Origin of the sequence: Pseudomonas sp. DR 5-09 (assembly GCF_001655595.1) — a bacterium.
Lineage (GTDB): Bacteria > Pseudomonadota > Gammaproteobacteria > Pseudomonadales > Pseudomonadaceae > Aquipseudomonas > Aquipseudomonas pharyngis.
In genome coordinates this window covers 3672395-3694670 of the sequence record NZ_CP011566.1, presented here as the reverse complement: position 1 = coordinate 3694670, position 22276 = coordinate 3672395, and the positions used below count along the sequence as shown (strand labels likewise).

The window sequence follows — 22276 nt, the reverse complement described above, 5'->3', positions numbered from 1 at the left end:
GTCATGAACAGCCAATCGAACCAGCAGGGGATGGCGATCATCAGTGCGCTGCTGATTGCGGCGGTGGTCGCGGTGATCGCTGCCGGCATGCTGACGCGCCAGAGCGTTTCGACCCGTGCGCTGGAGGCCGAACAACTGCGCGTGCAAGGCCGTTGGGTGTTGCACGGCGGGTTGGAGATCAGTCGGCAATTGTTGTGGGATGCGCGGCAGCGCGATCCGCTGACCCGACTCGATCAACCGTGGGCGCAGCGGTTGAACACTCAGGGTTTCGAGGGGTGGCTGGAGGACGAGCAGGCCAAGTTCAACCTGCGCAATCTGGTGGCCAACGAGCGGATCGATGATGCGCAGGTGCAGGCGTTCGAGCGCTTGTGCGAGTTGATCGGTGTCAGCAGCGGCTTGAGCCGGCGCATCACTCAGCGGGTGATCGGCTCTTATCCGCACCTGTTGAATGCCCAAGTGGTGGACAAGCCTGTTGCGAAAAATACGTTCGACAGCGGGCGCGCGACGTCGCCGTCCGCTTCGCGCAAACCGCAACCGCCGACCTTGCCAATGCTGCGCACGCTTGACGATTTGCGCAGTGTCGACGGGGTCAACGATGCGCTGTTGGCGAAAATGGCGCCGTACCTGACGGTGATTCCAGCGACCACGTGGCTCAACGGCAACACCGCCACGGCGCCGGTGCTGGCGGCTTATGTGCCGGGGCTGTCGCTGGAGCGAGCGCAGGCGTTGATCAATGAGCGTGACGCCGGGCGCTGGTTTATCAATCGCGGGGATTTCGTCAATCGCCTGCGCTTGCCGCAACTGGAGATCACCAGCGTAAAGGTCGGCATCACCAGCGACTGGTTCCGGCTGCGCGGGCAGGCGCGGCGGGATCAGCGGCGGGTCAGCCTCGATGCGTTGTTGCATCGCAGCCAGGATCGGTTGCCGCAAGTGATCTGGTCGCGGGTGGGCGTATGAGCCCGTTGCGCGTGAGTCTGCCACCGCTGGCGGAGCTGAGTCTCGACAGTGAAGTGGATTGTGCGTGGCTGGATCGTCAGGGGCAGGTCACACGCCAGGAACGTGTGCGGCTCGGTGCACTGCCGAAGCAACCGCTGGTGTGCTTTCTGCACCCGTCGGACAGCCTGTTGGCGAGTATCGATTTGCCGCCGCTGCCCGCGAGCAAAACCGCCGCCGCTGTGCAATGTGCGGCGCAGGCCTTGATGCTCGGTGACAGCGCCGAGATGCACATCGCCCACAGCGCTCGCAATGAAAGCGGCCAGGTGCAGATCGCCTGGGTAGCACGCAAGGAGTTGCAGCACCTCGGGCAATTCGGCCTGAACCTCAAAGGCCTGTACCCGGCGGCCTACAGTTTGCCGGTGATGGCCGGCGGTGTTGGCTGCCTGCATGACGAGCATCTGTTGCTGCGCCACGGCCCGAATGCGGCGCAGGTGCAGCCGATGATCGACGAAGCTTGGCTGCTGGAAACCGGTCTGCCGGCGCACTGGATCGGTGACGGCGCGCCTGAAGCGATGCAATCAAAATTGGCCGATACACAGCGAAGCGCCGGCCCGTTGCCGAATTGGGGCCTGCACGGCGGCATTCAGCAACCGGGCACCGAACATCGCGGTTGGGGCAGGGCGCTCGGTTGCTGTGCGTTGGCGTTGGCGGTGTGGGTGATCGGTTTGAACTTGTACGCCGCTCGCGAGGCCGGGCAGGGCCAGCAGCTCAAGGCGCAGATGGCGCAGCGGGTGAAGCAGGCGTTCCCCGAGTTGCCGGTGATCCTCAATCCGCTGCAACAGGCGCGTCAGCAAATCGCGGCGCGCCAGCAAGGCGCGGTGGATGCGCCGGGACAGGATTTCACGCGGCTGGTGTCGCAGGCTGGGATTGGGATGCCGTCCATGGCCGGGACGGTGCAGCGGCTGGAGTTTGTCGACGGTGCGTTGCAACTGAGTCTGTTGCCCGAGGCGCGGCGTTCGGGCAACGACAAGGACTGGCAAGACACGCTGGCCCAGGCCGGCATCAGCATCAGCCCGAATGACGACGGCTGGGTCTTGCGCCCGGCCGGCGAGGCGACCGCTGCCACCGACAACGACGACAGCAGCGGAGCCGAAGATGAATAGCCCCTCGCTTGCGAAATACCGCGCCGGTTGGCAGCGCTTCAATGCTCAGTTGAAGGCCCGTTGGCAGCCGTTGGCCGTGCGGGAAAAACGCATGGTCGGCGGCATGGCGGCGCTGTTGCTGGGGCTGTTTGTGTGGGTGGCGTTGATTCAGCCGCCGTTGAAGAAGATCGCCGCAGCGCAAGTCGAAACCCCGAAATTGCGCGCCCAGGCCGAAGCGCTGGAAGTGCTGTTGCGCGACGTCAGCGTGCGCCCGGACGGGCAGAACCTGGAGCAGTCGCTGCAACAGACCTTGCAGGCCAGCGGACTGGGCGGCCATTACCAATTGGCTGCCGCGTCCGCCGGCTGGCAGTTGACCTTCGACGCGGCACCGGCCGACGCCGTGCTCGACTGGCTGCTGAGCCAACCGCGGAATTTTTCACTGCAAGTGGTCGAGGCCCGTCTGCAACGCGCAGACGACGCCGCGACCGATGACACCGCCGGCACTCTGTCGGGCACCGTACGCATGGATCAGGCGCTGGGCGCTAAGGAAGCTTCATGAAGGGGTCAGGATCCAAACGCATGGCGTTGCCGATGCTGTTGATGGCATTGAGCGCGTGCAGCAACACCACACCACCGAATCAACCGCCGCTGCTGGTGGACAGCGAACTCGGCCGGCCGCTGGCCAACACCCAGCGCAGTGGCGACGCGGTGCTCGACCGCGAGCGGGCGCAGGCTCAGGTCAGACCCGCGCCAAAGCAGTTGCACAACATCACCGAGCGCGCTCGTAGCGGCGGCTCGGCGCGTGGCACGACGTTGCCGATCAATCCGTTGGGCGATCAACCGGTGACGCTGAATTTCGTCGATGCGGATATTCAAGCGGTGGTGCGGGCGTTGTCGCGTTCCACCGGTCAGCAGTTTCTGGTCGATCCTCGGGTAAAGGGCAACCTGACGCTGGTCTCCGAAGGCCAGGTGCCGGCGCATCAGGCTTACGACATGTTGCTGGCGGCGCTGCGCATGCAGGGTTTCAGCGTGGTGGACGTGGGCGGCGTGGCGCAGGTGGTGCCGGAGGCCGATGCCAAGTTGCTCGGCGGGCCGATCTACAGCGCCGACAAACCGGCCGGCAACGGCATGCTCACTCGCACGTTCCGCCTGCAATACGAGAACGCGGTGAACCTGATCCCGGTGCTGCGCCCGATCGTCTCGCCGAACAACCCGATCAACGCCTATCCGGGCAACAACACCATCGTCGTCACCGATTACGCCGAGAACCTCACGCGGGTCGCGCAACTGATCCAGGGCATCGACACCCCGAGCGCCATCGACACCGACGTGGTGCAGATCCAGAACGGCATCGCCGCCGACATCGCGCCGATGGTCGCTGACCTGCTCGACGCACCGGGCAACGATCCAACCCAGAAAATCGCGGTGATCGGCGACCCGCGCTCCAACACCATCATCATCCGCGCCGGCAGCCCCGAGCGCACGGAGCTGGCACGCAACCTGATCTACAAACTCGACAACGCCCAGAGCAACCCGAGCAATCTGCACGTGGTGTATTTGCGCAATGCTCAGGCCGGCAAACTGGCCCAGGCACTGCGCGGTTTGTTGACTGGCGAGAGCGACAGCGGCACCAGCGACAATGCGCGCTCGGTGCTCAGCAACATGGGCAGCTCCACCAACTCGGGCGGTGGGCAGAACGGCCAGAGCGGCACGCAAAGCAACGGCAGCACGTCGACCACCAACAGCGGCAGTACCGGCGGCAGTTACGCTCAGGGCAGCAGCGCCACCAGCGGCAGCGGCAATGCCCAGAGCAGCGAACAGAACGTCGCCTTCAGCGCCGGCGGCGTGACCATTCAGGCCGACGCCACGACCAACACCTTGCTGATTTCCGCGCCGGAGCCGCTGTACCGCAACCTGCGCGAAGTCATCGATCTGCTCGACCAGCGCCGTGCGCAAGTGGTGATCGAAAGCCTGATCGTCGAAGTCGGCGAGGACGATGCCAGCGAATTCGGCGTGCAATGGCAGACCGGCAACCTCGGCGGCAAAGGTGTGATCGGCGGCGCCAACCTCGGTGGTTCGGGGATCAACGTCAATGGCAAGACCAGCCTCGATGTGCTGCCGCAAGGCCTGAACCTCGGCTACGTCAATGGCACGGTCGATATCCCCGGCATCGGCAAGATCCTTGACCTGAAAGTGTTGGCCCGGGCCCTGAAGAGCAAGGGCGGCACCAACGTGCTGTCGACGCCGAACCTGCTGACCCTGGACAACGAGGCGGCGAGCATTTTCGTCGGCCAGACCATCCCGTTTGTCAGCGGCAGTTACGTCACTGGCGGCGGGGGCACCAGCAACAACCCGTTCCAGACCGTGACCCGTGAAGAGGTCGGTTTGAAGCTCAATGTGCGGCCGCAGATTTCCGAGGGCGGCACGGTGAAGCTCGACATCTATCAGGAAGTCAGCAGCATCGACGAGCGCGCCTCGGCGGCAGCCAACTCGGCGGGGATCGTCACCAGCAAACGGGCGCTCGACACCAGCATCCTGCTGGATGACGGGCAGATCATGGTGCTCGGCGGTCTGCTGCAGGACGGCTACAGCCAGAGCAACGACGCGGTGCCTTGGTTGTCGAGCATTCCCGGGATCGGCGCGCTGTTTCGCAACGAGCGCCGCTCGATCACCAAGACCAACCTGATGGTGTTCCTGCGCCCGTACATCATCCGCGACAGCGCGGCGGGGCGCAGCATCACGCTTAACCGCTACGACTTCATGCGCCGCGCCCAAGGCGGTCTGCAACCGGAGCGCAGCTGGGCGATGCCGGACATGCAGGCGCCGCAATTGCCCGCCACTGCCCAAGGCGTGCCGGCGCCGGTGTCCGGCCCGCGCGCAACCATCAAAGCGGTGCCGCTGCAATGAGCGCATTGCCTTACGCCTGGGCCAAGGCGCAGCGGATTCTGCTGCGCGACGGCGTGCTGACGGTGTGCCCGTCGACGCCGGGCTGGTCGATCAGCGAAGTACGGCGGCAGTTCGGCGCAGCGAAGCTTGAGCGGGTACGGGATGACGAACTCGACGGCTTGCTCGCTACTGCCTATGCCGATACCGGCAGCGCGGCGGCGGTGGTCGGTGCGGCGGAGAACGAAGTCGACCTCGACCGCCTGATGCAGGACATGCCGGAAATCACCGACCTTCTCGACACCCAGGACGGCGCGCCGGTGATCCGCATGATCAACGCCTTGCTCACCCAAGCGGCGCGGGACGAGGCCAGCGACATTCACATCGAACCGTTCGAAACCCATTCGGTGGTGCGCTACCGGGTCGACGGCACCCTGCGCGACGTGGTCTCGCCACGCAAAGCGTTGCATGGCGCGCTCGTATCGCGGATCAAGATCATGGCGCAGCTCGATATCGCCGAAAAACGCCTGCCGCAGGACGGCCGGATTGCGTTGCGCGTAGCGGGGCGGCCAATCGACATTCGTGTTTCCACCGTGCCCACCGGCCATGGCGAGCGAGTGGTGATGCGTCTTCTGGACAAGCAGGCCGGGCGCCTGCATCTCGAAACGTTGGGCATGGACGCGCAAGTGCTGTCCAAACTCGATCACCTGATTCGCCAGCCCCACGGCATCGTGTTGGTCACCGGCCCGACCGGTAGCGGCAAGACGACGAGTTTGTATGCGGCGCTGGCGCGACTGGATGCGAGCACCAGCAACATCCTCACCGTGGAAGACCCGGTGGAATATGACTTGCCGGGCATCAGCCAGATTCAGGTCAACGCCAAGATCGACATGACGTTTGCCCTGGCCTTGCGGGCGATTCTGCGGCAAGACCCGGACATCATCATGATCGGCGAGATCCGCGATTTGGAGACCGCGCAGATCGCGGTGCAGGCTTCGTTGACCGGTCACTTGGTGTTGGCGACGTTGCACACCAACGACGCGGTATCGGCGGTCAACCGCTTGGTCGACATGGGCGTCGAGCCGTTTCTGCTGGCCTCGTCGATGTTGGGAGTTTTGGCCCAGCGGCTGGTGCGGCGCCTGTGCAACCAGTGCAAACAGGAAGATCCGGCGACGCCCGGCACTTGGCGCCCGGTCGGTTGTGCGGCGTGCAATCACACCGGTTACAGCGGCCGCACCGGCATTCACGAATTGTTCTGCATCGACGACGACATCCGCACCCTGATTCACCAAGGGGCAGGGGAGCAGGCGTTGCGTGCTGCGGCGAGCAAGGCCGGGATGTTCAGCCTGCGCGAGGACGGCGAGCGCTGGATCCGCAGCGGTGCCACGGCGCCGGAAGAAATCCTTCGTGTGACACGGGACGCCTGATGAATCGCTATCGTTTTGAGGCCGCCGATGCCAGCGGCAAGATCGAATCCGGGCATCTGGAAGCGGAGAGTCAGGGCGCCGCGTTTGGCGTGCTGCGTGGTCGTGGCTTGACGGCGTTGTCGGTGGAGAAGGAAAGCAATGTCTCCCAGCATGGCGGCGGTGGAATGTTCAGTGCCAGGCTGTCGGACAACGATCTGGCGTGGGCGACACGGCAACTTTCGAGTTTGTTGGGTGCCAGTCTGCCGCTGGAAGCGGCGCTGAGCGCCACGGTCGAACAGGCCGAGAAAAAACACATCGCCCACACCCTCAGCGCCGTACGCGCCGATGTGCGCAGCGGCATGCGCCTGGCCGAAGCGCTGGCGGCGCGGCCACGGGATTTTCCGGAGATTTACCGGGCGTTGATTGCGGCGGGCGAGGAGTCCGGTGATTTGGCGCAGGTGATGGAGCGGCTGGCGGATTACATCGAGGAGCGCAACAACCTGCGCGGCAAGATTCTCACCGCGTTCATCTATCCGGGTGTGGTCGGGCTGGTGTCGATCGGCATTGTGATTTTCCTGCTCAGCTATGTGGTGCCACAGGTGGTCAGTGCGTTTTCCCAGGCGCGGCAGAATCTGCCGGGGCTGACTTTGGCGATGCTCAATGCCAGTGATTTCATCCGCGCGTGGGGCTGGTTGTGCGCCGGGATCATGGCCGGTGCGTTCTGGAGCTGGCGCCTGTATTTGCGCAATCCGTCGGCGCGTTTGAGTTGGCATCATCGGGTGCTGAAGCTGCCGCTGATCGGGCGCTTTGTGCTGGGGCTGAACACCGCGCGGTTCGCCTCGACGCTGGCGATTCTCGGCGGCGCCGGGGTGCCGTTGTTGCGCGCGTTGGAAGCGGCGCGGCAGACCTTGTCCAATGATCGTCTGAGCCTGAGCGTCAATGAGGCCACTGCCAAGGTGCGCGAGGGCGTCAACCTGGCAGCAGCGCTGAAAGTGGAAAACGTGTTCCCGCCGGTGCTGATTCACCTGATCGCCAGCGGCGAGAAAACCGGCGCGCTGCCACCGATGCTTGAACGCGCTGCGCAGACCCTGTCACGCGATATCGAGCGCCGGGCGATGGGCATGACCGCGTTGCTTGAGCCGCTGATGATTGTGGTGATGGGCGGGGTGGTGCTGGTGATCGTGATGGCGGTGCTGTTGCCGATCATCGAGATCAACCAACTCGTGCAGTAGTTTTTTCAACTTTTTTGCCGGCGCCCAGATCTCACCCGAGCGCGAAAAACGGCATCCTCGGGTTCTCCTTTCTGTCATCTGCAACGGCCCTTCAAGGGCTGTGGCCGATTCCCTCGAAAAGCTTGCCGTAGACACTCCGCACAACCCCCGGAACACCCGAGAAAATCCCTTGAAAATCAGCCTGCACCTCCCGAGGTTTTTTCCTTTATCTGTCACCGGAAACTGCGAATTTCTCAGTGCGACTTAACCCCGGACCCCGCTTGCGAAGGTCAGCGGTGAGTCCTCCCAGTGTCATGCAAGTCCCCTGAAAACCTGTGTTCACAACCAACGTTGAAAAGGAGATTCTTCATGTTCAAGCGCACTCTGATCGCAGCTTCCCTGACCGTTGCCGCTCTTGCTTCCGCTCAAGCCATGGCTGTTACCGGTGGTGGTGCAACTCTGCCAGCCGCTCTGTACAAAGGTTCGTCCGACAGCATCCTGCCAGCCAACTTCAGCTACGCTGCCATCGGCAGCGGCGGTGGCAAGACCGCTTTCCTGACCAACAACCCGGCTGGCTTCAGCACCACTGGCACTGTGCACTTCGCCGGTAGCGACTCGATCCTCAGCGCTTCGGAACTCAGCACCTACAGCAGCACCTACGGCGCTTCGTTCGGTCCGCTGATTCAACTGCCTTCGGTTGCCACTTCGGTTGCCATCCCTTACAAAAAAGCCGGTCAGACCGCTCTGAACCTGACCAGCGCTCAACTGTGCGACGTGTTCTCCGGCGCCAAAACCACTTGGGGTGCTCTGTTGGGCACTTCCGACACCACCGCCATCCGCGTTGTTTATCGCAACGTTTCCAGCGGCACTTCGGAAATCCTGACCCGTCACCTGAACGCCGTCTGCCCGACTCAGTTCGCCACCAGCACCACCTTCACCGCCGCTCGTATCGGTGGCATCGCGCTGCCTTCGAACTGGGTCGGCGTTGCCAACACTTCCGATGTCGCCACTGCCGTGAACGCAGTTGACGGCTCCATCGGTTACGTCGGTCCGGACGGTGTAGATGCCACCAGCAACGCTGTTGTTGCCCGCGTCAACGGTGTTCAGCCGACTTCGGCCAACGTCAACCTGGCACTGGCATCGGTTACCGCGCCTTCGACCGCTGCCCAGGCTGCCAACCCGGCCAACTGGTCGCCAGTGGTTGCCAACCCGGCTCTGGGTTACAAGCTCGCTGCCTACACCAACTTCATCTTCGGTCAGTGCTACAAGGATGCAGCCGTGGCCGCCGACGTCAAAGCCTTCCTGACCAAGCACTACAGCATCCCGGGCAACAACGCCGCAACTCAGGCTCACAAGTTCGTCGCAGTGCCTGATTCCTGGAAAAACGCTGTAACCGCCAACTTCATCACCAACACCTCGGGCAACAACCTGGACATCAACAACACCACCGTGTGCAACACCATCGGTCGTCCTTTGTAAGCTCGCGCAGTCGTAACAGAAATGGCGGCAACCTTCGGGTTGCCGCCATTTTTTTTGGCTGGATACACCTCAATCATGAAGTTTGTGTGACATCCGTTCGGTCGCGCCCCTCGCCAACTGCCTATGACGTAACAGCAGGTTTTTGCACGCCTGCGGCCTTGTGTGGCAATCAAAAAGGATCTCGTAGTGATGCTCGCTCGCCCATCCCGTCGTCGTACCAGCGTTCTGTCCTCCAAACGTGAAGCCATGGAGCCGGCGCTGTGGTTGCTCAAACCGTTGGCGCACGCGGTGGCGTTGTGTCTGGTGGCGGGCAGCGCGCAGGCGCAGACGGCGTTCAGTTCGGGCTGGTTTGCTGCCAAGGGCGCGGCGCAACAGGCTGCGGCGGCGCGTCCGAGCGTGGGTGGCTTGCCTGGAATGACACCGCCGCTGGCCCAGCAGCAGAAGGCCAATGCGCAGTTGCAGCGTTCGATTCAGACCCTGAACAACACGGTCGCCGCGATTGCCGCGCAACAGGCGGCGCAGGCGGCCGGGCGCGCCGCCGCGTTGGGCTCGGTGCAGTTTGTGCCGGACGGTCTTGGCGAAGGCGGTCTGAAAGTCGACAACAGCCTGACCCAGGGCTGGCAGAACGCGAAGGGCCCGCAGCAGACCCAGGTCGATGGCAAGACCACTGTGACGATCGAGCAGACCGCCGACAAGGCCATTCTCAACTGGGAAACCTTCAACGTCGGTCGCAACACCACGGTCGATTTCGCGCAGCAGTCGAACTGGGCAGTGCTCAACCGGGTCAACGATCCGAACGCCCGGGCCAGCCAGATTCAAGGCCAGATCAAGGGCAACGGCACGGTGATGCTGATCAACCGCAACGGCATCGTGTTCAGCGGCTGCAGTCAGGTCAACGTGCGCAACCTGGTGGCGGCAGCGGCGAACATCACCGATATCCAGTTCCGTGATCGGGGTCTGTATTTCGACAGCACCGGCAGTCAGCCGACCTTCACCGATGCGGCCGGCAAAGTGCTGGTGGAGCGCGGTGCCTCGATTGAAACCCATAAACCGTCGGCTTCCACCGATGCCGGCGGCTATGCGCTGCTGCTCGGCAACGAAGTGCAGAACGACGGCAGCATCAACACTGCCAAGGGCCAGACCGTGCTGGCGGCCGGTGACCGTTTCTACATCCGCAAGGGTTCGGGCACCGAAGGCAATGCGCTGTCGACCACATTTGGCAGCGAAGTGATTCCGGGATTCAAGGCCGGTGCGGTGGCGGGCAAGGTCAGCAACAACGGATTGATCCAGTCCGCTACGGGCGACATCACCCTGACCGGTCATGAGGTGGTGCAAAACGGCGTATTGCTCGCCAGCACGTCAGTGGCGACGCGAGGCACGATTCACCTCACCAACCCGATCTCCGATACCAACGGCAGTGTGACGCTGGGGCAGGGCAGTGCCACGGCGATCATGCTCGACAGCAGCGACATGACCGCCCTCGACAGCCAGCATCAGGCCGCGCTGACGGGCGTCACGGCCAACAACCGGATCCGTGGCGACCAGTCGCGCATCGAGATCCAGAGCGGCGGCAGCGTCGAGTTCCAGAACGGCTCGATCACCCTGGCCACCGGCGGGCAGGTCGCGGTCAGCGCGCAGCGCCGCAGCCTGGTGCGTGAGGGCGCGATGATCGATGTGTCCGGTGCCATCGGCGTCAAGGTGGCGATGGAAAACAACAGCATCAAGATCAACGTGCAGGGCAATGAGCAGCGTGATGCGTCGGTCAACCGCGAGAAGGGCGCGCTCAACAGCAACGACATTTGGGTCGATGTTCGCGAGCTGGTGTACGTACCGGCGGGCACCAACGGCTATGCCACGGATCGCTGGTACACCGCCGGCGGCCTGTTGGAAGTCGGTGGTTATCTCGGCACCCAGGGGCACAGCGTCGGCGAGTGGATGGCCCAAGGTGGCGTGGTGAGTTTCGCCGGCAACGACGTGGTCACCGAAAAGGGTTCGCTGATCAACCTGTCCGGCGGCACCCTGGATGTGCAGAGCGGGCAGATCCGCCAGAGCTGGCTGCGTGGCGCAGACGGGCGCTTGTACGAAGTTTCCCGTGCACCGGGGGATCTGCTCTACACCGGGCTGTACAAAGGTTATGAAGACAACAGCGAGCGCTGGGGCCAGACCAGCTACTTCTACAACCCGCTGATCGCTCCGCGTTCGCGCTTCGAGTCGGGTTACACCGTGGGCCGCGATGCCGGGCAACTGGTGATTTCCACTGCCAGCGCCGTGCTCGACGGGCAGATGATCGGTGACGTGTACCAGGGCGAGCGGCAGAATCAGGCGCCGAAACCGGTGCTCGACGGCTATCAGCAGAGCCAGACCGCGCTGGCCCGGCGTGCGCAATTGATTGTCGGCAGTTACGACCCGACCTTTGTCGCGGCGTCGAACGGCCTGCTCTACACCCTCAATCCAATGCTTGATCAGGTGCAGATCGGTGGCACGCGCCCGGTCGCCGGCAACGATCTTGAATTGACCGGCGCGGTGTCCGATGCCCGCAAGGGCAAGCTGTATCTCGATAACGATCAGCTCAACGGATTCCGCTTGGGTGCGCTCAAGGTTTCGGCCAAGGATCAGATCGCCGTTGACGGCGCTCTCACGGTCGACAGCGGTGGCGACATCACCCTGTACGCCCCGGATGTGCAGGTCGGCGCCGACCTGACTGCTCGCGGTGGCAGCCTGCGTCTGGGCAACGTACTCAATCAGTTCAATGGCGGTACAAACACCGACACTCGCCTGGCGGCCAAAACCGACAAGGCGACACAAACCCGCATCGCCGAGGGCGTGCTTCTCGATACACGAGGCCTGTGGAGCAACCTGCGCACCAACCCGGACGATAACGCCAGCCTGGCGTATCTGAACGGTGGCCTGATATCGGTCCGCAGCAGCGGCGATATCGACGTCGCTGCCGGCAGCCTGCTCGATGTCTCTTCCGGTGGTGCCGTGCTTGCCAATGGCAAAACCCGGGGCGGCAAGGGCGGCGACCTGACGCTGGAGTCGAGCGCTATTTCCGCGCCAGGAAAGACCCACCTGAACCTCGATGGCGAACTGCGCGGGTACGGCGTCACGGGCGGCGGCACCCTGACGGTGCAGGCCAACAAAATACTCGTCGGGCAAACGGATAAAACTCTGGCAGACAACACCCTGCAACTGTCCGCTGATCTGTTCGGCAAGGGGTTCTCCGCCTACAACCTGATCGGCCTGAGCGGGCTCGACGTTGCCGAAGGCACCACAATCGACGTGAACATGCCGGTCTACCGTTTCGGCGATGCGGCACCGAACGCGATCAGCGGCGTTGATCCGCGTACGGCGCTGGAGCTGTGGACCCCGACGCTGTTCCAGGAAAACCCGACCAAGGGCGTTCTGACCCAGCGCGCCGGTGCCAGCCTGACGTTGCAAGGTGGCGCGACATTGGACGACCTGATCGATGCCGCCAACAGCACCTTGACGCTGGGCCGTGGCTCGCGCATCAGCGTCGACCCGGGACAAAGCATCAAACTGCGTGGCGCCGGGCAGATCACCGTCGATGGTGAGCTGTATGCAAGGGGGGGCACGATTGACATCCGCCAGCAACAGTTCGGCTCGATCAAGCCGGCGACGTCCATCCTGGTTGCCGATCCGAAGGCCCATGACCGTTCGATCTGGATCGGTGAACAGGCCGTGCTGGATGTATCCGGCCAAGTCAGTACCGCAACGGACGTTCTGGGGCGCACGTATGGTCAGGTGGGCAAGGGCGGCAGCATCGTCATCGGCGGCGAGATCGACTCGAAACTCGCCACAGCCACCGCTGCCGATGCTTACGTGATCGTACGACCAGGCGCACGGCTGGATGCCTCGGGTGCAGAGGCGTTGCTCGATATCGCCGGCCAGGGTCCGACCCGCATCGCCACTGACGGTGGTCGCATCAGCCTGAGTTCTTACAACGGTCTGTTCATCGAAGGCAGTCTGCGTGCGGTGGCGGGTGGTCTCGGGGCCGCTGGAGGTCGTCTGGACATTGCCCTGGAATCACCGTTGTACGCGGACTCTGCGGACAACAAGGTGCGAGCGCCAAGGGAGATGATCATTGCTCAAGGCGCGGCTGATCAGCGATTGGGATCGGATCTGGAACCCGGCCATAGCGCTGACGGTTTGCGCTATGGGCAGGCGCGCTTGAGTGCCGATGGTTTGATGAGTGGTGGTTTCGATAACCTGAGTCTGCTCAGCAACGGTCTGCTGTCGTTCGACGGTGACGTGAATCTGCACATGAATCAGAGCCTGAGCCTGTATGCGGGCGCCTTGTCTCTGGCCGAGTCGTCGAACGATGCAACGCGTGTCAATGTCAGCGCACCCTATCTGCGCCTGTCCGGAGTCGGCACCTACTACGGCATCGTCGGTAAGGTTCGACCTCAGGCAACACTCAATCCGACGACCCGACTGTCAGAGGCCAGCTTCAACGCATCGGCTAATCTGCTGGATCTGAGCAACGGTCTGTCGTTCGGTACCCAGGGCGTGATCCGGCAAGTCAGCGGTCCTGCCGCTGAATACAGCCGACGGGCTTTTGGCCAGGTATCGCTCGACAGCAGCGGTGATCTTCGTTTCCTGGCACAGACCGATGGCGCGGAGAAGACCCGCCTGTGGACGCCGGGTGACTTGAGCCTTGGCGCTGCACAGATTTATCCCGCCAGCGGCGTCCAGGCTGAAGTGCGTGTCGGTTATCAGGGCTCGATTACGGCGCCGGCGCACACGTTGCGCATCAGCGGACGGGGTGCGGCGCCCGTTGCATTGCCGTACTCGGTGTTCGGCAAGTTGAGTCTGTATGGCGGGTACGTCGAGCAGGGAGGGGTGATTCGCGCACCGCTGGGCCAGATTTCTCTGGGTGACGACCTGTTGACCCAGACCCGCGAGGTTCATCTGCTTCCCGGCAGCCTGACCTCGGTCAGCGCTGCCGGCCTGGTGATGCCGTATGGTGGCACCACCGATGGCATCGACTACCTTTACAACGGCAAGTCCGTCGCCCTTGAGGGGATCACGGGCGAGAACACCGGCGTGGCAATCCGCTCGCAATTCATTGACGTACAGAGCGGCGCGGTGATTGACCTTTCGGGCGGTGGCGATCTGCGCGGCGCCGGTTTCGTTTCCGGGCGTGGCGGCTCAACCGATGCGCGTTTCAACCCGCTGGTACGCAACGCCGCTGACGGTACATTCAGCTTGCCGGGGCTGGCAAGCAACCCGGTCTACGCCATTGTCCCGGGCAATCAGAGTACCTACGCGCCCGTGCTCGCCGAAGCCGGTGCGGTGGACCCGCGTATCGGCCAGCAAATCACGCTGGGGGCTGGTGTTCCGGGGCTGCCGGCGGGCACCTACACACTGTTACCTTCTACTTTCGCGCTGTTGCCCGGTGCGTTCCGGGTCGAGGTCAATGGTCAGGCCGCACCAGGCACGACAACGGGCACATTGCGCAATGGTTCGTGGACCAGTAACGCACAGATGTCGATTGCCAATACCGGCCTGCGCGACAGTCTGGCCAGTCAGGTCATTCTGACGTCGGCTGATGTGTTGCGCCGTTATTCGCAGTACAACGAAACCGGATTCACTGCATTTATCCAGAGCGATGCCGCGCGCCGTGGCGTGCCAAGGGCGCTGGCGCCGATGGATGGCAAGACACTGGATTTGCGCCTGGTTGCTGGCGGCAAGCAAGACATTGCGCTTCAGTTCGCGGGTAGCGCGTTATTCGCGGCAGCCGAAAATGGCAGGGTTGGCACAGCGGTGGTACGCAGTGGCAACGCCGGCGCAGATTTTGAAATCCTGGGTGCAGGGCATGCACCCACGGAAGGTTTCAAAGGCGTCTCTCTCTATGCCGATACCCTGAACAACCTGAATGCAGGACGTCTGACCGTCGGCGCAATGCCGAATGTGCGGTACACCGTGGAAGGTAATCTCATCAGTTTCCTGGGTGATAACTCCAGCATCGTTCTGCGCGAAGGGGCCGTATTGTCGGCGCCGGAAGTGCTGTTGCGCACGACATCGGGCGCCGGCGGGATAACGGTCGAGGCGGGGGCGGGCATCAATACGCTGGGGCGCGGCAATGTCGCTTATGACTCCGCAGACGGCTATCTCTATAAACCGGGGGCCGCCAGCATGTTGTTGGTGTCCAACGGCTGGACCAATGTGCTGGCACCCGACCTCGGCAGCGGCGGCAACGTTCGTATCGGCACCTGTGCGTCTGACGCATGCAGCAATCCGGCGCTGCTTTATTCCAATGGCAGCATTACCGCCGCCACCAACGATCAGTTCGAGCTGGGTGAGACAGTACGTTTCGGTACTCGACATCTGGCGCTCGCCGTTGGCGCGGTGAATGTCGGTAATGCAGCGTCGCTGGCGGCGGCAGGCAACCGCGTACCCAATGGCCTGGTACTGAACCCGACTGTGCTTGACCGCCTGTTACGCGGCGACACTCAGTATGGTGCGCCAGCCCTTGAAACCCTGAGCCTGACCGCTCGTGATGCATTCAACTTCTTTGGTAGCGTAACCCTCGATACGCTGGACCCGCAGACCGGTCAGAGCAAGTTGCAGAATCTGTTACTCGTGACACCTGCGATTTACGGCTTGGGCGATGCCAGTGATGTGGCGACCATCCGTACCAGCAATCTGATCTGGAACGGTGCCACTCAAAACCCGGGTACGGTGATCAAAGAGGGGGCCGGCACCGGAAAGGGGACGCTGGATATTCAGGCGCAACGCATCGAGCTGGGTTACGGGCCGATGCCACAGCCCAATGGTCTGGATCAGAACAATCGTCTTGCACTGGGCTTTGCCAACGTCAACCTGAGCGCCAGCGACCGTATCACCGCCAATCACAAAGGCAGCCTGGCGGTGTATCAGGAGCAGGGCGTTTACGACCCGGTCAAAGGCTACACCTACAGGGGTGGCAATCTGAATTTGCGCACACCGTTGCTGACCGGTGAAGCGGCATCGGTCAGTCTGCTCAAGGCCGGCAACAGCCTGACGCTCAGTGGCGCCGGGGCTGTTGGAGTGGCCAATGCCCTGGGGGCGGAGTTGAACCTTGAAGCCCGCAACGTCGTGCTCGACAGCCGTATCGCATTGGCCAGCGGCAAGCTGACGGTGAAGTCCGAGGGCGATCTGACCCTGGGCAGCGGAGCCGTGCTGGATATGGCCGGGCGCACCTTGCCGTTCAACGATGTCAGCAAGTACAGCTGGGGCGGCGATGTTTCGCTGTACAGCGCCAACGGCAATATCCGTCAGGCCGCGGGCTCGGGCATCGACCTGTCGGCGCAGAACAATCAGGCCGGCAACCTCAGCGTCGTCGCATTGGCGGACGCAGCCGGGATGGTCGACCTGCAAGGCGAGATTGTCGGCGGCAGCAGCGGTTACTACGACGCCGGGGGCACGTTGGTGCCGTACAAGGCCGGGGGCGTGGACATTCGCGCGCAGCGTCTGGACGGTGACGCCTCCGAGCAGTTTGCCGCGCTCAACCAGCGCTTGAACGCCGGTCAGGTGTTCGGCAGCCGCAGCTTGCAGCTCAAGCAGGGCAACCTGGTGATCGGCGACGGTCTCAAGGCCGGTGAGGTCAATGTGTCGGTGGACAATGGCAGCCTGATGGTGGCCGGTCTGATCGATGCCAGCGGCGAACGTGTCGGCAGCATTCGTCTGTCGGCGAAAAACGGTCTGACCCTCGCGGGTAACAGCGTGCTCGACGCCCATGGTCGCGTGCTGCGGGTCGACAGCTACGGCAAGATCATCGATGCGCCGAACCGTGCCACGGTCGAACTCGGTTCCGGCGATGGCTTGCTCACGCTGGGCAGCGGCGCGCGCATCGACCTGCGCCACGGCACCGATGCCGTGCCCGGTTTCCTGGCGGGGCAACACGATGGAATGCTGCGCGGCACGCTGGAGCTGAACGCGCCACGCCTGGGCAGCAATGACCTCGCCATCGACGCCAGTGGTGCGCTGACCATTCAGGGCGCGCGTTCTATCGGGCTCAATGGCATGCGCCGTTACACCGATGCCCGTGATGGTGTCGATCAGGCCGTCAGCGGGCGGCCGTATCAGGTCATCGATCAAGCCATGCTCGATCGCATTCACGGTGACAGCAACAACTTCATCAACGCTGCGCTGGGCAACAGTGATCTGCTGCAACGCAAACTGGCCGGGCTGAACAACGCCACCTACGCCGATGCATTCCATCTGCGACCGGGCGTGGAAATCGCCAGCAAGACTGCCGACGGTGATCTGGTGGTGGAGGGCGATCTGGACCTTTCGGGCTATCGCTACGCCAGTCTCAATCCGCACACGCGGCTGAACCCTGCCGTTTACGGTTCAGGGGAGGCCGGCAGCCTGGTGATCCGTGCCGGCGGCAACCTCGATATTTACGGCAGCATCAACGACGGCTTCGCCCCGCCACCTGAAACCGTCGATGATGCCGGCTGGAAACTGATTGCAGGTGTGCAGCCGTTCGGCGGCGATCTGATCGTTCCGGGCACCGGTGTTTCGCTGGCCGAGGGTACGAGGTTCCCGGTAGGTGCAACGCTGAACTATGACGTGGCGATTCAGAGTGCGACCTTCGCCAGCGGTACGTTGCTGCCAGGTCAAGTGACCCTGAAAGAGTCCTATACCTTCAGCGCCGGTACGGTGCTGGCTGGCGCGATTCACGACCAGAACGGCAATTTGCTGTACGCCGCAGGAACATTGCTCAGCGACAGCGTGACCCTGCCAGCCACTACGCGTCTGGGTGCAGGCATTCGCCTGAACAAGGCGACCTCGCTGGACGCGATGACCTGGCCCAAAGGAGTGCCGCTCCCCGGGACTGTCGATGCAGACACCGGCAACACTGACGGCGTTCTGTTGAGCGGGTCACTGGCCTTGTTGCGCGGGTCGCTGATTCCGTCAATGACGGACGTGAAACTGGCCGACGGTACGTCCCTGATCGAGTTGCGCCCGTTCAACGGCACGCAGCAGGGCAAGAACTGGGCAGTGGCGAGCATGTTGCCGTCGGGCAGTGCTTCGTGGTCAATGCGTGTGGTGGCCGGTGCCGATCTTGAGGCCGCCGATAACCGCATGGTCAAACCGGTGACCAGCGAAGGCAATTTGCGACTGGCGGATACTCACTATGGCGTGACGGTCACTCAGGGTGCCGCGAAACTGGTCTGGGCCGTCGGCAACCAGTATGGCTTCCCCGCGTATGAGCCGATCCCCGAGGAGTACCTGATTCTGTGCGAGATCGGTCCCGGCGATTGCGCGCCGATGGCACGCTGGGTCTGGGCACCGGGCAGTGGCATGGGCGCCGATTACGAGCCCGTTCCGGATGACTACCTGATCCTCTGCCAACTGATGCCGGAGTTGTGCCTGGAAAACAATCCGCAGAAATCCGCCAAGGCTCACACCCAGATGTTCAGTGTGCTGCGCACAGGGACGGGCGATCTCGACCTGATATCGGCGGGCAATCTGAGCATGGACTCACCTTTTGGTGTGTACACCGCAGGGACGCAGTCGGCCAATGTCGATCCGCTCTATAACCAGCCACGCGGGCACCTTTCCGATACCAACTCGGTTCTGGGCAGCACGGGGGCCGACTACGAAAAATGGGTCAACGGTGGCACTGACAGCCTTTATCAGGCCTGGTATCCACAGCTGGGCGGCAACCTCACAATCAATGCCGGTGGATCGATTTCCGGCGATTCGGTAGGGCACAAGGAGCAAACCACTTCCGGCGGTTTCCGCGACCAGATCGCCAGCGTCGCCGTCGGCAACTGGCTGTGGCGCCAGGGGACGGGGAGTGCCGATGTTCCAACCGCCTGGTGGATCAACTTCGGCAGTTACATCACTCAGCCGATACCGAATGCAACCAGTACCGACCCATATCTGGTGGGGTTTACCGGCTTTGGTACGCTGGGCGGCGGCAACATCAGTTTGCGCGCCGGGGCTGACGCGGGCCTGTTGAAGCCCATGGGCGATTCGCGCAATTACCTGCGCAGTCAAGGGCTGATCGTGGCAGTCGGCAGCACAGGCAGAATCGGCAGCGATGGTAGCGTGCAGATGACCGGTGGCGGTGACATGGATATCCGCATTGGCGGTCAGCTCAACCCGTCGCTGCAAGCCCGGGCGGGTGATACCGGCACGGCGCGACCATTCCACGATCTGCAAGGTGCACTGATTAACCTGCGCGGCGCGGCACAATTGAGTGGCGGGGCTGTGGGCGGAATTGATCTGCAATACGGCGCGGCCTCGCAATTCAATGACCCGCGAGAGACGCGCGCTTTCGATCCGTTTACTTCCACGCTCAGCAAAGCTTCCGGTGGCCTGGTGTTGATTCCCGGTGACTCGGGCATGAGCCTGAGCACCCGTGGCGATCTGGTGTTGGGCGGGGCTGGGGATCCGGGGCGAGTGAGCCTGCAGAGCGCGACCCCTGTTTTCGACAGCAATGGGGACATCAAGAGAGGTGGGATCCTGAGTGGTTTTTCGTTGTGGACCGACCATACGGCAATCGACTTGTTTTCGGCGGGTGGCAATCTCACGCCCAGTACGCAGATCGCAGAGTTCGACGGTTCCAACAATCTGATCCTTGGGCGAAACACTTCGCCTACGGACGGTCGATTCGTCTATCCCTCTATCCTTCGGGCAGTGGCGGGGCAGGGTTCCATTTATGCCGGTCCGTCTGCCGCTTTTGACGGCGGGCTTGGCAACAACCCGCTTAAAGCCTATTCGTTGCTGCTGGCGCCATCGCAGTCAGGTCAGCTGGAATTGTTGGCGGGTGATTCGATCTACGCGGGTGGCTATGCGATCAATCAATCCGGTGCCAGTCCTTTAGCCATCGCGACACCATTCAATCCGGCGTTCAATCGCTTTGATGCCAATTCGCAAGGCACACTGGTGGCCAGCAATTACAGTCGCGACGGTGTTGTTCCGGACGGAAACACGCGTTATCCGTTGTTCGCATTCGGTCCCGACAGCTATTCGGGATTGAGCGATGTGCAGCAGCCTGCACGCTTTTATGCGTTGACCGGTGATCTGGTGGGTATACGCACCGGTGAGACCTTGAATTTCGAAATATCCAAACGGACCTGGTATGAGGCCGCCGGGCCGGTCTGGATGATCGCCGGTCGTGACATTGTCGCGTCAGGGACCAATCTTGGACAGCCAACCTCCGTGCAGCCGGAAGAGATGGGCATCAACCGTGAGAACATCACGTCCACCGGCAACCTGTTTGTCCATAACGATCCACGAGACATTTCTCGCGTTTCTGCCGGTCGCGACATTCTCTACAGCAGCTTCGATATCGCCGGTCCTGGTGTCCTCGATATCAATGCCGGGCGCAACATCCTCATGGAAAACCGCGCCAGCATCACCAGCCTCGGATCGTTGGTGGCAGGCGATAAACAACCGGGGGCCAGCGTGGTATTGCAGGCCGGTGTAGGCGCGCAGGGGCCGGATTACTCGCGGTTCATCGCCCGTTACCTGAACCCGCAGAACCTCGCCGACCCGAATGCGTCGCTCAACGGGCAACCGGGCAAAGTGGTCAAGACTTACCTCGATGAGCTGCAGAGCTGGCTGACCCTCGGCTATGGCTTCAGCGGCGACGCAGAGCAGGCGCAAGCGTTCTTCGCAGCCCTGCCAAGTGCCGAGCAGGCGATCTTCGCCCGCCAGGTTTACTTCGCCGAACTGCGTGCCGGTGGCCTTGAGTACAACGATGTCGACGGCCCGCGCACAGGCAGTTACCTGCGCGGTCGCAACGCCATTGCTTCGCTGTTCCCGACCACCGACGTGGCCGGAAACCCGATCCGGTATGACGGCGACATCACCCTTTACGGTGGCGCCGGGGTCAAGACCCTGTTCGGTGGCGATATCCAGATGCTCACGCCGGGCGGCGGTCAGGTGTTCGGCATCGAGGGTGCCGCGCCGCCGTCCACGGCAGGGATCATCACCCAGGGTTCGGGCAACATTCAGCTCTACTCCCAAGGCAGTATTTTGCTGGGTCAGAGCCGGATCATGACCACGTTCGGCGGCTCGATCCTCGGCTGGTCTGCCGAGGGCGACATCAACGCCGGTCGCGGCTCGAAAACCACCGTGGTCTACACCCCGCCGAAACGCGTGTACGACACCTGGGGCAACGTGACCCTGTCGCCATCGGTGCCGAGCACCGGCGCCGGTATCGCCACGCTCAACCCGATTGCCGAAGTGGCGCCGGGGGACATCGACCTGATCGCGCCGCTGGGCACCATCGATGCAGGCGAGGCGGGGATTCGCGTGTCGGGCAACGTCAACATCGCCGCGCTGACGGTGGTCAACGCCGCCAACATCTCGGTGCAGGGCAAGGCGACCGGCGTGCCGGTGGTTTCGGCGGTCAACACCGGGGCGATCACCTCGGCCAGCTCCGCTGCGTCGTCGGCAACCCAGGCGGCGGAAGACGTCGCCCGTCAACAACAGGCCGCCTCGCGCCAGAATCAGGCTTCGGTATTTACCGTGCAGGTACTGAGCTTCGGCAACGAACAACTGGCCCCGACCCGCGACGGCGCCAGCCGCGCGCCGACACCGGGCTACAACCCCAACAGCCCGGTGCAGGTGCTGGGCGCCGGGGCGCTGGATGAACAGGCGAAACAGCAGCTGACCGAAGAGGAGCGGGGACAGCTGACGTTGTAAAGAACTCTCGTGTAGTACGCTTCGGGCGGCCGTTTGGTCGCCCTTTTTTTTAGGTTGATGAAGTTGGAGGGTATTTTTGTCGGGCGTGAAGCACCCTCAGTATTTTGATGTGGCCATTCACTCGATAGACCAGCAGATAATTCGGATGAATCACCATTTCGCGAGTGCCAGGTACTCGGCCGGGTCGGTAACCATAAGGTATTGATGAAAGTCGCTGTGCTGCTGCACCCACCTTGTTTCTTAGCGAAATTGAAGCGTTGGTGTTGTGTTGCTCGATGTATTTGAAGATATCAGCCAGTTGACGCGAGGACTTGCTGCTCCATTCAAGCAGCAGAGCGGCGCTTCCTGCGCATCTCTTCCAGCATCTGGTCGAGCATTGCCATAACTTCATCATGGGGAATGCCAGGACTTGGATCATCAAGTGCATCCTGTACCTCCGCACGAAACCAGCGATCGTAGCTCTCTGCCTCTTCTTCGGATTCGAAGTCAGCGTAAAACGGGGAATGCAATATGCTCATAGTGATCTCCGTGATCAATTTCAGCAGTT

At 62.6% G+C, this 22276-nt stretch carries 10 protein-coding genes; 8 read left to right on the top strand and 2 right to left on the bottom strand.

What is annotated here, in order from left to right; genetic code table 11:
* The first annotated feature begins 3 nt into the window (after nt 1-3).
* The 8 genes from gspK (at nt 4) to PDR5_RS16320 (ending at nt 21729) form a co-directional block, all read left to right on the top strand.
* Nucleotides 4-957, top strand: coding sequence for a type II secretion system minor pseudopilin GspK (gene gspK / locus PDR5_RS16355; RefSeq protein ID WP_064597170.1), 954 nt, complete (start codon nt 4-6; stop codon nt 955-957).
* The gene (gene gspL, locus PDR5_RS16350) at nt 954-2099 is read left to right on the top strand and encodes a type II secretion system protein GspL (protein WP_064597168.1); all 1146 of its coding nucleotides are present in this window, start codon (nt 954-956) and stop codon (nt 2097-2099) included. Before gspK ends, gspL begins: the two co-directional genes overlap by 4 nt.
* Entirely contained in the window at nt 2092-2637 is a 546-nt protein-coding gene (gene gspM, locus PDR5_RS16345; RefSeq protein ID WP_064597166.1) for a type II secretion system protein GspM, read from the top strand. Before gspL ends, gspM begins: the two co-directional genes overlap by 8 nt.
* A complete protein-coding gene (gene gspD, locus PDR5_RS16340) occupies nt 2634-4985 on the top strand; it encodes a type II secretion system secretin GspD (protein ID WP_064597164.1) in 2352 nt (783 codons plus the stop codon). Before gspM ends, gspD begins: the two co-directional genes overlap by 4 nt.
* Nucleotides 4982-6388, top strand: coding sequence for a type II secretion system ATPase GspE (gene gspE / locus PDR5_RS16335; protein ID WP_064597159.1), 1407 nt, complete (start codon nt 4982-4984; stop codon nt 6386-6388). Before gspD ends, gspE begins: the two co-directional genes overlap by 4 nt.
* A complete protein-coding gene (gspF, locus tag PDR5_RS16330) occupies nt 6388-7599 on the top strand; it encodes a type II secretion system inner membrane protein GspF (RefSeq protein ID WP_064597157.1) in 1212 nt (403 codons plus the stop codon). Before gspE ends, gspF begins: the two co-directional genes overlap by 1 nt.
* Before the next feature lie 348 nt (nt 7600-7947).
* On the top strand, nt 7948-9057 hold the full coding sequence (locus PDR5_RS16325) for a substrate-binding domain-containing protein (RefSeq protein ID WP_064597155.1): 1110 nt from the start codon (nt 7948-7950) through the stop codon (nt 9055-9057).
* A gap of 189 nt (nt 9058-9246) precedes the next feature.
* A complete protein-coding gene (locus tag PDR5_RS16320; RefSeq protein WP_064597152.1) occupies nt 9247-21729 on the top strand; it encodes a filamentous haemagglutinin family protein in 12483 nt (4160 codons plus the stop codon).
* A 49-nt stretch (nt 21730-21778) separates the two neighbouring features.
* Here PDR5_RS16320 and PDR5_RS29355 read toward each other — a convergent pair whose 3' ends face one another.
* Nucleotides 21779-22120, bottom strand: a complete 342-nt coding sequence (locus PDR5_RS29355; protein ID WP_082934424.1) for a type II toxin-antitoxin system RelE/ParE family toxin — start codon at nt 22118-22120, stop codon at nt 21779-21781.
* Entirely contained in the window at nt 22053-22247 is a 195-nt protein-coding gene (gene relB / locus PDR5_RS16315) for a type II toxin-antitoxin system RelB family antitoxin (protein WP_064597149.1), read from the bottom strand. The genes PDR5_RS29355 and relB overlap by 68 nt, the downstream gene beginning before the upstream one ends.
* Nucleotides 22248-22276: the final 29 nt, after the last annotated feature.